General features: G+C 40.7%; 1 protein-coding gene (only partly in view). It reads right to left on the bottom strand.

What is annotated here, in order from left to right; genetic code table 11:
• A protein-coding gene (locus tag ACQY22_RS06705; RefSeq protein WP_428323925.1) for a fibronectin type III domain-containing protein crosses the window boundary here: on the bottom strand, positions 1 to 16550 show its 5' portion. Its footprint begins 13573 nt before the window's first position; only the first 16550 of its 30123 coding nucleotides appear in the window; the start codon lies at positions 16548 to 16550; the stop codon falls past the left edge of the window.

Raw genomic sequence — 16550 nt, 5'->3', positions numbered from 1 at the left:
GCATCAAGTGTATTTGAGAATGGTCCAAATGATGCAATGCTATTTGCTCTAACTTTAAATGAATATGTGCGAGCATTTTCAAGATCATCTACAGCATAAGATACTGGTCCGGTTTCTTGTGTTGCAACAGTAATTGTGTTAAAGTCGTTGACAAATCCATCAATAGAGTAATGAAGTTCATATTCGGTAACTGGTGCACCGTTTGTGGCTGCAAGATTCCATGTTACGGTTACTGTTTCATTACTGCCAACAGCAGTTAGTATCTCTGGTGCAGCAGGAGGTGCAGCAGGTGTTGCTTCTTTAACTTCAGATGGGTCACTGTTACCAACATCGTTGTGAGCCTTTACTCTAAACTCGTAAATTTGTCCGTTTGTAAGACCAGTTACTGTAGCTCCAGGAACATCATTTATTCCATCGTCAAATACTTGCCAGTCAGATTCACTCTTTAGTTTGAATTCTACGATATAATCGTCAATGTCTGAACCGCCATCATCAGATGATGTGGTCCATCCTAGAGATACTTGAGTACTGCCAAATGTTGGAATCAAGTTAGTTGGTGGAGTTGGAACAGTTGCAGGGGTTACAGATATTGCAGTAGATACAGGTCCATCATCAATATCGTTTTGCGCATATACTCTAAATTCATAGGTTACACCATTCTCCAAGTCTCCAATCACTGCGTTAGTTACTGGTGGAAGTCCAGTTACTGTTTGAGTAAGAATATTTTGGAATCCATCTTTAGAGTATTCAATTACATAAGTATCAATGGTAACACCACCATCAAATGGTTCAGACCAGGATAATGATACTTCACCATTTCCACGTTGCCCACTAAGACCGGTAACTTGACTTGGGCCGTCAACTGGTGTTGCAGTTATTGGTGCAGATGACTCACCAAAGTCAATAACGTTACTTGCAGATATTCTAAATTGGTATTCTACGCCGTTTTCCAAGTCTTCGATGTCAACTGAAGTTGTTGGATGGTTAACAAACTCTGATTGGAATTCACCGTCTACAAATGTGTCATCAGATGTATAGTCAATTCTGTATTGTAATATTGGTTCACCGCCAGTATTGCCTGTAGTCCACGACAATCCTACAGTACCAGCAGAAGGTTGTGGATCATCAAATGTCGGGGCATCTGGAACAGTAGCTGGTTTTGCAGTATCAGTGTTTGATGGGCCACTAGGTCCTGCAGTGTTTATAGCAATAACACGGAATGTGTATGTTACACCGTTTTGGAGTCCATTAATTACAGTGTTAGTTGGGACAGGTAATGTTTCACTTGTTACAGTTTGAGATGGTGGATTTGCACCAAAGTCTCCGTTTTCATCATCAGTATATTCAACAATGTATGATGTAACTGGGACACCACCAGTAACAGCTGGTGCCTCCCATGTCAATGATGCTTGGGAATTGCCACGAGTTGCAACTAGATCAGTGGGGTTACCAGATAGTGCAGCAGGTGTCTCAGCAACTGGAACAGATTCATCGCCAGGACCAACGCCATTTACTGCGACTGCACGGAATAGATATTCTTGTCCATTGTTAAGACCAGTAACTGTAATCTCAGGAGTAGTTGATTCTGTTTGATCATCAAACTCAAACCAGTTATCTCCATTGTCAAGACTGTATTCAATGTAATAGTCAATGATATCAGAGCCGCCATCCTCTACTGGAGGAGTAAATCCAATTGTAACCTGCCCATCTCCAAGTGTTGCAACTAGATCAGTTGGGGCATCAGGTGCTCTAGCTGGAATTGCAGAGTCAACATCGGATGGCTCACCATAGTCTACTATGTTAGTAGCTGTGACTCTAAAGTAGTAAGTATCACCATTGTTCAAGTTACTGATTGTTGCAGATAGTGGAGATGCTGCAACATCAACAGATGATATGAAAACACCATTGTTTGCATCAGTTTCACTAGTAGTGTATTCAATTCTGTAACCAGTAATTGGTGTACCACCATCAGATGGGTCAGACCAAATTATTTCTACTTGGGAATCCCCAGGAGTCAAGCTAATAATTTCTGTCTTGCCAGGTACATCAAATGTTGTGGCCTCAGCAGTAGATGATGCATCACCAACTCCTGCCCCGGTAATAGCAGAAACTCTGTATGTATATGATGTTCCTCTATCCAAACCAGTGTCAGAGTATGTTGTATCAGCACTTCCAGTGTCTGCTACAATTATTGTAAAGTCAGATTCACCTTCTGCTTGCCTTTCGATTTGGTATCCATCAATTGAGGCACCTCCTGTAAGTAGAGGTGCAAGCCATTCAAGATCAATTGCAGTGTCAGATATTGTTTCTGCATTTAGTCCAATTGGTGCTGTAGATGTAGTTTTAGGTATCGCAGTTGCCACATTAGACGGAGGGCCAACATCTACAATATTTTCGGCAGATACCCTAAACTGGTATAATACACCATTTGTGAGATCAGTTACGGTTACAAAGAGATTAGTGTTAATGCCATCAACACCTTCATCAAATGTTTGCCATCCTAAAACTAGAGGGTTAGTTGGAGGAATAGATCTAAATTCAATAATGTAATCAATAATATCTTCTCCACCGTCATCTGCTGGCAATTGCCAGTTTAGTTCGACTTGTTGATTGCCAAATTGTGCGTTAAGTTGTAGTGGCTTTGTTGGAACAGTAGCAGGTTTGGCATCAAGTGTATTTGATACTGGACCGTTGTCTTCAATGTTTGTTGCAAATACTCTAAATGTATAAGTAACACCATTAGTTAATCCATCAATTGTTACAGTAGTTGGTAATGGATCAGTATTGAAAACTTCAGATACAGTGTCTTCTGGATCAAATGCTCCAGTTGAGGTGTATTGAACTGTATATTGGGTCAAATCAGAACCACCATCAAATCCTGGAGTCCATGATAGTGTTACAGACTCATCACCACGAACAGCAGAATCTAATATTGGGGCATCAGGTGCTTTTGCAGGAGTTTCAGTTGCCTCATTAGAGTAACCACTTGAGCCATTATCATTAGTTGCCTTTACACGGAATGTATATTCAATACCATTGTCAAGTCCAGAAATAGTTGCCTGGGTATCTAGTGTTTCATTATCACCAATTATTACAGATAATGGAGGTTCATCAAATACTCCATTTTCATCATCAGTGTACTCTACAACATAGGTGTTTAGTGAAGAGCCGCCATCAAATGCAGAACCAGTCCAAGATAGTGAGACAAATCCATTACCACGGTCTGTAACTTCAAGTAATGTTGGGGCATCAGGTACAGTAGATGGAGTTGCACTTACGGTGTTAGATGGAATACTAGAATCATCAGTATCATCATTGTCACCATCATCTTCGTTATGAGCAATTACTCTAAACTTGTATTCTGAACCGTTATCTAGACCAGATATTGTTGCAGTTGTTGGCAAGACACCATCAACAGGAGTAATTTCTAGAGTCTGGATTGAACCAAGTGCAAAGTTTTCATCAGAATATTCTACAGTATATGCTACAAGGTCATCACCACCATCATCTAATGGGGTCAACCATGAAAGTGAGGCAAATCCATTACCGCTATCAGTTACCTCAAGATCTCTTGGAGGTAGTGGGTTAGTTGAAGGAATTCCAGTTAAAACATTTGATGCATCACCAGAGGCAACAAGGTTTCTTGCAGTTACTCTAAATGAGTATTCTTCACCATTCTCAAGTCCATCAATTGTTGCACTAACAGGATCATCGTTCTGTGGAGCAGAAATAGTTTCAGATTCTACATCTTGTGGGTTGTTAAATTCGCCAGTAGAAGTGTACTCTACAAGATAATCAATTACTGGAGAACCACCATCTGCTGGTTGATTCCATACAATGGTACTTGCTTGATCATCATCACTTGTTACAGATACAAGTACTGGGGCATCAGGTGGATTTGCTGGTGTTGCGGTTGCAGGATTTGATGCAGGGCCTTCATCAGCAGAGTTTGTAGCAGTTACAACAAATGTGTATGTTTGACCGTTTGTCAAATTAGTAACAGTTGTAGTAGTTACAGGTGGGGCTACGCCATCAACGCTAGTAATTGTTACAGATTCAAAGTTATTTGGATCAAATGTATCACCAGGAGTCCACTTTACGGTGTAAGATGTAATTGCTGCACCTCCATCACTTGATGGTTTCTCCCATACCAATAGAACTTGGCCAGTTTGAGGAGTAGCAACAAGGTTCTGTGGGGCAGATGGAGATGTTGCAGGGGTTGCAGTCACTCTATCAGAGATATCACCATCTCCAACGTCGTTGTGTGCAAATATTTCAAATAGATAGGGTGTACCGTTTGTTAAGTCGTCAATTACAAGTGAGAATACATTTCCATTTGCAGTTTGCTCTTCAGTCCAATTGTCACCATCACTGCTGTAACGAACTACATAGTATTCAATCTCAGCACCGCCATCACTGGATGGTAATGTCCAAGATACCTCAACTTGGTTAGGTCCAGGTTCAGCATCAGGGTTTAGTGGTTCACTTGGAGTAGTAGCTGGAGTTTGTGAGAATATGTTTGATGGAGCACTGTCATCAATTACGTTAGTTGAAATTATTCTAAAGTAGTAAGTCTCACCATTTGTCAAACCAGTAACTGTGTAAGATTCAGCAGGGGGGTTACCTGAAATTGTTGCAGTATCTAAGATGCTTGCAAAGTTTTCATCATCAGACCACTCTACATGATAAGAGTCAATTGGTTCGCCACCAGTATTACCAGGAGTCCATGAAAGTGCTACAGATTGGTTACCTCTGTCAGCAGAATCTAATGTTGGGGCATCAGGGAATGTTGCTGGTTTTGCAGACTTTATGTTAGATGGATCACTAGGTCCAAAGCCATTACTTGCTATAACTTGGAATTGGTATGTCAATCCATTTGTTAATCCGGAAATAGTTGTAGAAGTTGCTAATGCTTCATCATCACCAATTATTACAGTTCCAGTAGTTTGGAAGTTATCACTAGAATATTCAATTATGTATTGAGTAATTACACTTCCTTGATCAAATTGCGGAGTCCATGAAAGGGCTACAGATTGGTTACCTCTGTCAGCAGAGTCAAGAACTGGAGGTAGTGGGACTGTTGCAGGAATTGCAGTTATTGTTGCAGCATCACCAGTTACACCATTAACGTTAGTAGCAGTAATTGTGAATGTGTATTCTACACCGTTGTTCAAACCATCAATATTTGCTTCATCTGCTGGGGCGTTAATTGGAATTGTTTGAACTACATTGCCATTTGGATCAGTAACAGTAATTGTGTAAGATGCAATTGCACCACCTGCATTAGGAACTGGTTCAGTCCATTCAAGGTCTACTTGTTTGTCACCTGGAGTTGCTTGAAGACCTGTTACTGTGTTTGGAGGACCAAATGGTGTTGCAGTAGCAGGAGCAGAGGGAATACTAGTTAATCCATGTTCATTAGTGGCAGTAATTGTAAATTCGTACTCTACACCACTTGTCAATCCAGTAATAATTGTCTCATCGGCAGGTGCAGTTACTTGTACTGGGTCAACAGGAACACCATCAGAACCAGTTATTGTAATTGTATAATATGAAATATCACCGCTGTTGTTATCATCTGCTTCATTCCATGATAGTGATGCTTGTCTATCACCTGGAGTTGCTTGAAGACCTGTTACTTGGAGTGGTGCACCTAATGGAGTTGCAGTTGTGGTTGCTGCACTGCTTGTTAGGTTGTTTTCATTAGTTGCAGTTACTTCAAAGGTGTATGTTACGCCATTAGTCAAACCAGTGATGGTGGTAGAGGTTGCTAGTGCTTCATCATCACCAATTACAATTGTTTGAACTGTGTTTCCACTTGGGTCAAGTACTGTAACGGTGTAAGATGTAATGTCACCGCTGCCGTTAAGGTCTGGTTGAGTCCAAGTGAGAGCAATTTGTTTGTCACCTGGAGTTGGTGTAAGGTTGCCTGGTGCTGCTGGTGGGCCATATGGTGTTGCAGTAGCAGTTGCAGCAGGACCAGTACTGTTGTTTTCATTAGTTGCAGTTACTTCAAAGGTGTATGTTTCACCATTATTCAAGCCAGTAACTGTTGTAGAAGTTGCTGGTGGATTTCCTCCGGTTCCAGTTATGGTGATAGTGTCAACTAGTGTGTTAGAGGAATCGTAAACTTCAACTGTGTAAGATGTAATGTCACCGCTGTTGTTTTCATCGGCTGGATCCCATTCTAGAGATACTTGTTTGTCACCTGGAGTTGCTTCAAGGCCTGTTACTTGGAGTGGTGCACCTAATGGAGTTGCAGTTGTGGTTGCTGCACTGCTTGTTAGGTTGTTTTCATTAGTTGCAGTTACTTCAAAGGTGTATGTTACGCCATTAGTCAAACCAGTAACTGTTGTAGAAGTTGCTGGTGGGGCTCCCTGTGAGCCAGTTAAGGTGATAGTGTCAACAATAGCTCCATTTGGATCACGTACTGTAACGGTGTAAGATGTAATGTCACCGCTGCCGTTAAGGTCTGGTTGAGTCCAAGTGAGGTCTACTTGTTTGTCACCTGGAGTTGGTGTAAGGTTGCCTGGTGCTGCTGGTGGGCCATATGGTGTTGCAGTAGCAGTTGCAGCAGGACCAGTACTGTTGTTTTCATTAGTTGCAGTTACTTCAAAGGTGTATGTTTCACCATTATTCAAGCCAGTAACTGTTGTAGAAGTTGCTGGTGGATTTCCTCCGGTTCCAGTTATGGTGATAGTGTCAACTAGTGTGTTAGAGGAATCGTAAACTTCAACTGTGTAAGATGTAATGTCACCGCTGCCGTTAAGGTCTGGTTGAGTCCAAGTAAGGTCTACTTGTTTGTCACCTGATTCTGCACCAAGGTCATCAATTTGCCCAGGTGCACCAAGTGGAATTCCAGTTACAGGATCAGATGATTCACTTGGACCAACACTATTTATTGCAATAAGGGTAAAGGAATATTCATTTCCATTTGTTAGTTGGTTTGCAGTATAGTCAATTGCATTTGTACCTAAAGATACATTATCTACAACATCGCCAGTTGTAAGATTAGTAATACTGAGTGTGTAACCAGTTAATGGAGTTCCACCGTCATTTGGTGCAGACCATGAAACAGTAAGTGAAGAGTCACCCACAACAGGTGCATTAAGAACTGGTTTATCTGGAACAGTAAATGTAGTTGCACTTGCAGGACTAGATGCATCACCTATACCAGCAGTAGTAATAGCAGAAACTCTATAGGTGTATTCTACACCACTAGATAATCCAGAGTCATTAAATGTAGTTGCAGTAGTTTGGGTATCTGCCACAATTATTGTAAAGTCAGATTCACCTTCTGCTTGTCTTTCAATTTGATAACCTATCAAAGTACCAAATTGTGGATTAGTTGGAGGTGCAGTCCAAGTTAATTCAATCTCAGTATCAGAAAGTGCAGTGGCATCAAGATTGGTTGGAGCATTAGGGGTAGTAATAGGTGTTGCAGTGGCAGGATCAGATGGAGTGCTAGTTAGATTGTTTTCATTAGTTGCAGTTACTTCAAAGGTGTATGTTTCACCATTATTCAAGCCAGTAACTGTTGTAGAGGTTGCTAGTGCTTCATCATCACCAATTACAATTGTTTGAACTGTGTTTCCACTTGGGTCAAGTACTGTAACGGTGTAAGATGTAATGTCACCGCTGCCGTTAAGGTCTGGTTGAGTCCAAGTGAGGTCTACTTCACCATCACCTGCATCGGCAGTAGGAGTGTCAATTTGTCCTGGTGCACCTAATGGAGTGGAAGTTGTTGTTGCAGCACTACTTGTTAGGTTGTTTTCATTAGTTGCAGTTACTTCAAAGGTGTATGTTTCACCATTATTCAAGCCAGTAACTGTTGTAGAGGTTGCTAGTGCTTCATCATCACCAATTACAATTGTTTGAACTACAGTTCCACTTGAGTCACGTACTGTAACGGTGTAAGATGCAATTGCACCACCTGCATTAGGAACTGGTTCAGTCCATTCAAGGTCTACTTGTTTGTCACCTGGAGTTGCTTGAAGACCTGTTACTGTGTTTGGAGGACCAAATGGTGTTGCAGTAGCAGGAGCAGAGGGAATACTAGTTAATCCATGTTCATTAGTGGCAGTAATTGTAAATTCGTACTCTACACCACTTGTCAATCCAGTAATAATTGTCTCATCGGCAGGTGCAGTTACTTGTACTGGGTCAACAGGAACACCATCAGAACCAGTTATTGTAATTGTATAATATGAAATATCACCGCTGTTGTTATCATCTGCTTCATTCCATGATAGTGATGCTTGTCTATCACCTGGAGTTGCTTGAAGACCTGTTACTTGGAGTGGTGCACCTAATGGAGTTGCAGTTGTGGTTGCTACACTGCTTGTTAGGTTGTTTTCATTAGTTGCAGTTACTTCAAAGGTGTATGTTACGCCATTAGTCAAACCAGTGATGGTGGTAGAGGTTGCTAGTGCTTCATCATCACCAATTACAATTGTTTGAACTGTGTTTCCACTTGGGTCAAGTACTGTAACGGTGTAAGATGTAATGTCACCGCTGCCGTTAAGGTCTGGTTGAGTCCAAGTGAGAGCAATTTGTTTGTCACCTGGAGTTGGTGTAAGGTTGCCTGGTGCTGCTGGAGCTCCTAGTGGAGTTGAAGTTACAGGATCAGATGGAGTGCTAGTTAGGTTGTTTTCATTAGTTGCAGTAATTGTAAATGAGTATGTTTCATTGTTGGTCAAACCAGTAACTGTTGTAGAAGTTGCTGGTGGATTTCCTCCGGTTCCAGTTATGGTGATAGTGTCAACTAGTGTGTTAGAGGAATCGTAAACTTCAACTGTGTAAGATGTAATGTCACCGCTGCCGTTAAGGTCTGGTTGAGTCCAAGTGAGACCAACTTGTTTGTCACCTGATTCTGCAGTAGGAGTGTCAATTTGTCCTGGTGCTCCTAATGGAGTGGAAGTTGTGGTTGCTGCACTGCTTGTTAGGTTGTTTTCATTAGTTGCAGTTACTTCAAAGGTGTATGTTACGCCATTATTCAAGCCAGTGATGGTGGTAGAGGTTGCTAGTGCTTCATCATCACCAATTACAATTGTTTGAACTGTGTTTCCACTTGGGTCAAGTACTGTAACGGTGTAAGATGTAATGTCACCGCTGCCGTTAAGGTCTGGTTGAGTCCAAGTGAGGTCTACTTGTTTGTCACCTGGAGTTGGTGTAAGGTTGCCTGGTGCTGCTGGAGCTCCTAGTGGAGTTGAAGTTACAGGATCAGATGGAGTGCTAGTTAGGTTGTTTTCATTAGTTGCAGTAATTGTAAATGAGTATGTTTCATTGTTGGTCAAACCAGTAACTGTTGTAGAAGTTGCTGGTGGATTTCCTCCGGTTCCAGTTATGACAATTGTATCAACTAGAGTTCCAGAAGAGTCACGTACTTCAACTGTGTAAGATGTAATGTCACCGCTGCCGTTAAGGTCTGGTTGAGTCCAAGTAAGGTCTACTTGTTTGTCACCTGATTCTGCACCAAGGTCATCAATTTGCCCAGGTGCACCAAGTGGAATTCCAGTTACAGGATCAGATGATTCACTTGAACCTTCAGCGTTAATTGCAATAAGTGTAAAGGAGTATGTGTTTCCATTGGTTAATTCACTTGCATTATAGTCAACTGCATTTGCAGATAATGATACATCAGGGAAAGTATTACCACCTGTTACATCAGTTATAGAAAGTGTATAGCCAGTTAATGCAGAGCCACCATCATATGGTGCAGACCATGAAACAGTAAGTGACGAATCACCAACAACAGGTGCATTAAGAACTGGTTTGTCTGGGACAGTTACAGGAATTGCAGATTCTACAACAGATGGGTCACTTTCATCTACTTCATTTATTGCAATTACTCTAAAGTAGTAAGTGTCACCATTAGTCAAACCAGTAACTGTGTAAGTGGTAGCAGGAGGATTGCCTGAAAGTGTTACATCACCAAGTATTGATGCAAAGTCATTAGTTGACCATTCAAGACGGTATTCATCTACTGATTCACCACCGTTGTTTACTGGTGCAGACCAAATAACTTCAATTTGTCCATCATCAGGATTGAGTTGAGTAATTACTGGGGCATCAGGTGCTCTAGCCGGTGTTGCTTCAACTTCATTAGATGGAGTTGCATCACCAAGAGCATTTTGTGCATATACTCTGAATTTGTGTAGTACACCATTATCTAATCCAGTTACTGGTACATCAGTTGTATCAATTGACTGACCGTCATTATAAACTTCAAATCCATTGCCATAATCTACTTCTATAACATAATCAGTGATTGGGAATCCGTTGTTGTCAGGTGCAGACCAAGTAAGAAGAACTTGTTCATCTCCACGTTCAACAGAAAGGTCAAGAATTTGATCTGGAACATCTCCAGGAGTTGCAAGAGATAGTGGGGAGTATGGGCCTTGGTTAACGCCATTTACAGCTGCTACTTGGAATGAGTATTCAACACCATTGTCAAGATCAACAATAGTGATTGTATTTGCAAGGTTGTTTGCACCATCATTAACTGTTGTCCAAGAACCACCTGCTGGTTTGTATTGGATGACATAATCTACAAGTGGAGAACCTCCATCATATGGAGTAGACCAAGTAATAGTTACAAATTCATCACCGGTAATTGTTTGAGCAGGATCAATTACTGGTGCATCAGGTACTGTAGCTGGTGTAGCAGTATCAGGAGTGGAAGGAGAACTAGGTCCATTGTCATTTATTGCAATAACTCTGAATGTGTATGTCTGTCCGTTAGTTAATCCAGTTACAGTTGTTTCAGTTGCAGGAGGATTACCAGATATTGTTACAGATGGAGTGTTAGCATCAAATGTTCCATCAGTAGAATATTCTACTTTGTAAGATGTGATTTCAGAGCCGCCATCATCACTAGGGGCATCCCAATCAACAAACACTTCAGCATTATCAGGAGTTAAAGTATGTAAGAATGGAGCTGTAGCAGTAGAGCTAGGAACAGCAGTAACAGGAGTAGAGAATGGACCTTCACCTGCAGAGTTTACTGCCTTTACTCTGAAAGAATACGTTTCTCCGTTTACTAAATTATCTACAGTTACAAATCGGTTAGTACTTGTTCCGTCATTGAATACTTCCCAGCCATCACCATCATCTACTTCTATGATATAGTCAGTGATTGCTGCACCATTGTTTGGAGGATGTTCCCATGTCAAGTACACTTGATCGTTACCACCAATAGATTCATCTATTACAGGTGCATCTGGAACGCCTGCAGGAGTTGCAGTTGCTTCGTTTGATGTAGGTCCTGTTCCTTCTGCATTTACAGCAGATACTCTAAAGTCATAAGATTGTCCGTTTGTTAATCCAGTTACTGCAACATCAGTTGTATCAATACTTGTTCCATCATTGAATACTTGCCATCCATTGCCATCATTGTATTCTAGAATATAGTCTATAATGGCAGATCCTCCATTGTCAGATGGGGGAGCCCAAGAGAGGAATACTTGAGTATTATCAGGTTCAGCAGTAAGATTTGTTGGTGCACTAGGTGTTGTGCCTTCAACAGAGTATGTAATGTATAATCTTGGAGATTCATATTGGTTTCCATCATATGAATATGCATCTCTGTCACTTGATGCACTTGATGCTTCAAAAATCAATACAAGAGAATTGCCAGATTCCCAACCAACTGTACCAGTTAAAGAGACATCATCAACAAATGTTCCATAACTATCAGAAGTTCCAGTATCAATGAATGCTAAAACATCACTTCCAGTACCAGTTACTTGAACAGTTGTAGTCTCCCATGAATTACCAAGTGTCAGGGCAGGAGCAACATCTACACCATTCCAAGTTACTTGAAGACCATTAGTGGAAGCATCAGTATCAGGTCTTGCCATTGATGCAAATGAAAGAGTGTACGTCTGACCAGAAACAGTGGACATAGTTTGAGAGATGGTAGTAGAAACATTACCATCAAGTTCTGCACTTTGTTCTCCTTCATCAGCAGAAGTTACTGCACCGCGTTGTATTTCCAAACCATCACTACTAACAGTCCAACCAATACCTGAGGTACCATCAGGGAATATTTGCCAAGTACCACCATTTTCAGTAACAGTGGGATTTTCAAATCCGCCATTGATTAGAAGATTTTCTCCAGTACCAGAAAGATTGATTATCTCTTGAATGATAGATGCAATATTTGGAGTTCTAGTATCATCACTAATTTCATCTTCATCCCAGTTTCCAATGTCATTCCATGAAACAGATGCAGAGGTAGTTGTTCTAGAAGCAATATCATTATCAGAATTTGTAAATGTTGGAGCATCAGCAATTAACTGTCCTCGTATTGTTGCAGATGAACTACCAGATTCATCTTCTTCAGATGTAAACTCTACATATGCACCAGTAATGGTAGCTCCTTGTGGGATGTTGATTCCATTGAATCTTAAACCGACATAGTCAGAGTCATCAATATCTAGATCACTGCTAGTAAGGTACATGTCTTCATTACCAGATTCATTGCCGTCATCTTGTTCTGCATCATCAGAAGATTGTGAGATTTGTACGGTCAAAATTGTGGCAGAAGTTGGTGTTGCAGTAGCAATATTTGATGCAGGTCCTGTACCATCATCATTTACAGCAAATACTCTGAAAGAGTATTCTTGGTTGTTAGTTAATCCAGTAACAGTAGCTGTTGTATCAATACTTGTGCCATCAGCAAAGGTATTCCAACCAAAACCACTACTATACTCGATCACATAATCTGTGACATCAGCAGTAGTTTGGGCAGGTGCAAATGCTGCAACAAATTGTGCTTGCCTATTAGCAGTTCCACTAGCAGTATGAGATTGGATATCAGAACCAGCAGTTTCCTTTATCTCAGTAGTAATTGCTGCAACTGCACTTGACGGATTAAAGTCAGATCTTTCTGTTTGACCATCACCATGAGATGTGTAAGAACCACTTCCGCCATTTCCGATTAATGATACAAGTAGTGCACCATCAGTTTGTGTTGTAATGCTTTGACTAATTGAATTAGCGTTAGTATTTGTTTCAGATTCTTTGTCCTCTTCTGCCTGTTGTGCAACACCAGAAAATGACATTGCAATTATACCAGCGCCACCAATAGAAGAATCAAAGTTTACAGTTATGGTGTTAGAGCCTGTTTGAATGTGCTCATCCATAATTCTCCATAATTCTACACGTTGTCCTGTTCCAGAATGGATTTCAGAGGAACCAACAGATATGCCAACACCAGAATTAGAGTTGACATCAATTGAGGAAACATCTTTAGGATTACCATCCTCATCAGCAATTCCTACCAAAATCATACGGTTACTATCAGCAGAAACATCAATTGAGATTGAACAAGAGTCATCAGAACAAAGGTTGTCTTCATTATCCACTACAGTGTCAAAGGTAATTTCACCAGCAGAACTATCAGGTGCAGTCCAAGATAGTGAGACTTCGGTGTTTCCAGGGGTTGCAGAAAGATTAGTTGGTGCACTAGGCAATTCCACATTAGAGGCAGGTGTGGCAGTGACGGTACCAGATGGACTACCTGTACCCTCTTCATTTACAGCAGATACTCTAAATGTGTACTCTTGGTCATTTGTTAATCCAGATACAATAGTTTCAATATCAGGAGGATTTCCAGATACTGTTACAGATGGGGTGTTTTGATCGAAGGTCCCATCATCAGAATATTCTACTATGTAAGAACTTATTGGAGCACCTCCATTAGAAGGTGCAGTCCAAGATAGTGAGACTTGTTCATCACCTGCAGTTGCAGAAAGATTTGTTGGTGCACTAGGTACTGAAACGTTAAATGAATAAGTGACTACAAGTATTGGTGCTGCATCAGAATCACCGTCATGGGATTCTGCAGCTCTTTTACCAGTACCAGTGATTATAATTGAAAGGGAATTGTCTTCTCCCCATCCTTCTCTGTTAACAATTTCTTGTATTATAGATGCAATATTTGGAGTTCTTTGATCAGATCCAGATTCTCCAACATCATCCCATTCGGCAGGAGACCATGAAACAGATGCAGAAGTCTTTGTTCTATCAGAAATATTGTCATCTTCATTATCAAATCTTTCAGAGTCATCAGTGTCCTCACCAAAGATTTCAAGAGTAGTCTCATCATCATCTGTTTCATCTACTGTAAACTGAACATATGCATTCTGAATTATTGCACCAGAAGGAATTGCAATATTATTGAATCTAATTCCAATCTCTTGTTGATCACCATCATCTTCTGTAAGTTCCAGATCACTGCTACCACGATCTACATCACCATCATCAACTTCTTCTTCTGCATCATCATGATTATGATTTACCTGAATTTCGATTGTTACAGGACCAGTGGGGGCAGTAGTGACGGTACCAGATGGACTACCTGTACCCTCTTCATTTACAGCAGATACTCTAAATGTGTACTCTTGGTCATTTGTTAATCCAGATACAATAGTTTCAATATCAGGAGGATTTCCAGATACTGTTACAGATGGGGTGTTTTGATCGAAGGTCCCATCATCAGAATATTCTACTATGTAAGAACTTATTGGAGCACCTCCATTAGAAGGTGCAGTCCAAGATAGTGAGACTTGTTCATCACCTGCAGTTGCAGAAAGATTTGTTGGTGCACTAGGTACTGTTACAGATGGGGTAGGGGTTGCATTTGCAGCACCAGAAGGATTACTGTTACCTACAGAGTTGTGAGCTAAGACTTGGAATTCATATGTTACATTATTAGTCAAATTAGTTACAGTCAAAAACGGAGTTGTGTCAGGAGTGTTACCAAAAGTAGTCCATTCAGCAATGCCAGATATACGATATTGAACAACATAGTAATCAATTGTAGCGCCGCCATCATCATTTGGCGCAGTCCAAGATAGTGAGACTTCTTCATCACCTGCAGTTGCAGAAATATTGAGTGGTTGTCCTGGAACAGATGCATCAGAAGTTGTTTTCTCAAATACCATCCATAATGCAGCGCCTGTGGCGTGACCTTGTTCATTATCATTAGCAGTATCCTCTGTTAGTCTAATACCAACTGCAGTTTCACCTAAATTGTTTCGTCCAACAGTTGTTGGATCACCACCTTGCTGATTTGTTATAGCAAAAAATACAGGATTAGAATAAGTGTTTGAAAAGCCTAGACGTTCCCAGTTGCTAGAACCAGGATCTTCATTGATGGCGGTTTCTAGACCAGCCTCCATCCCATCAAAGACACCTCTGTCAATTGCAATCCACCCCATCTCATTGTTAGTGCCATCACCAATATCAGAAGCCTCTTGCCCAGCAGGATATGATTCATCAATCTCTAAAGATGCACGAATGCTATTTGCAGATAGGTCACCAGATTGATATCTTACAGAGACCCAGTCTTGTGCACTATCTTTGTTTGCAGTTGCAACAAAAGCAGGTGCAGAGTCAAATGCTGGTGAAAAGTTTATTGTGTAAAAGTCACTGTTATTATTTCCTCGTGAATCGTATTCAGATATCTCAATAGATCCTGCTTGTAATTGAACATCACCAGAAAGTGTATGATTACCTTTTTCAACAACGATGTATCCTACATTACCCGCAATAGAGCCATCAGTACTATCTCCACGATACAGTTGGACTTCAAAGCTGGATATAGATACATTTCTTACAACAGCAGTGGCATATTCCATTAACGCACTTGTCTCAAAGCCATCTACAGGTTGTGCAATGATTACAGGATCACTGTATGTTCCTTGGATTGAGACAGTTGTCCAACCATCAGTAGAAACTATACCTGTTTCATATGGGACACTACCAGAACTTCCAGAATCTACAACAGAAATACTAACATCATCAATTTCTAAATCACCAAAATTACCATCACCTACATTATCTAAATAAAATCTAATAGAGTTAATGTCAGCATTATTATCAAATGGAATGTCTGTAGAACCACTGCCAGAAATTAATCCATCACCTGCAATTGTAAGATCATAAGTGTTGGAATCCAAATCTACAACAGCAGTTATTGTTGCATCACCACCGGAGTTAGAACCAGAACTTCCACTTACTACAGCAATCTGTGTTTCATCAGAATTTGCAACATAACCAAATCCTTCATGATCATTCATTCCTCTATCAGGACTTGCCCAAATGAGATTTACTACAGGTGAACCATTAAGAGAGCCATTAGAACATGTAAGATTATCTCCAAGCTCCATGTGAGATTCATAGGTATTTTCAGAACCAGTTCTTTCAAAATTAAATACATAGTCCCACTGAAGTGTACCAGAGTTCTGTTCAGAAAATGAATAAGTCACACATGGCTGGTTAGAATTATCACTACTATCGAAAGTCAGCCGATTATTATCTATCTTAGCTTCAGCGCCAGAACCATTGTCAGATTCAGACCAACCATTTCCCACATTGTCACTATCTGAGCGGTTAAACTGATCTGAAAAAATCGTAGTAGTTTGAGCAGATGCAAATTGTATAGGATCAAAAATTGGAAGTGCAGCAGGAGGAACGAGTAGAATTACAGCTAATATACATACTAACAGTCGATTGAGGAATACATCCCTACTGTGTTTCAA

Origin of the sequence: Candidatus Nitrosopumilus sp. (assembly GCF_965263415.1) — an archaeon.
Taxonomy (GTDB): Archaea; Thermoproteota; Nitrososphaeria; order Nitrososphaerales; family Nitrosopumilaceae; genus Nitrosopumilus.
The sequence above is the reverse complement of the archived record's forward strand: the minus strand, read 5'-3'. Positions and strand labels throughout refer to the sequence as shown.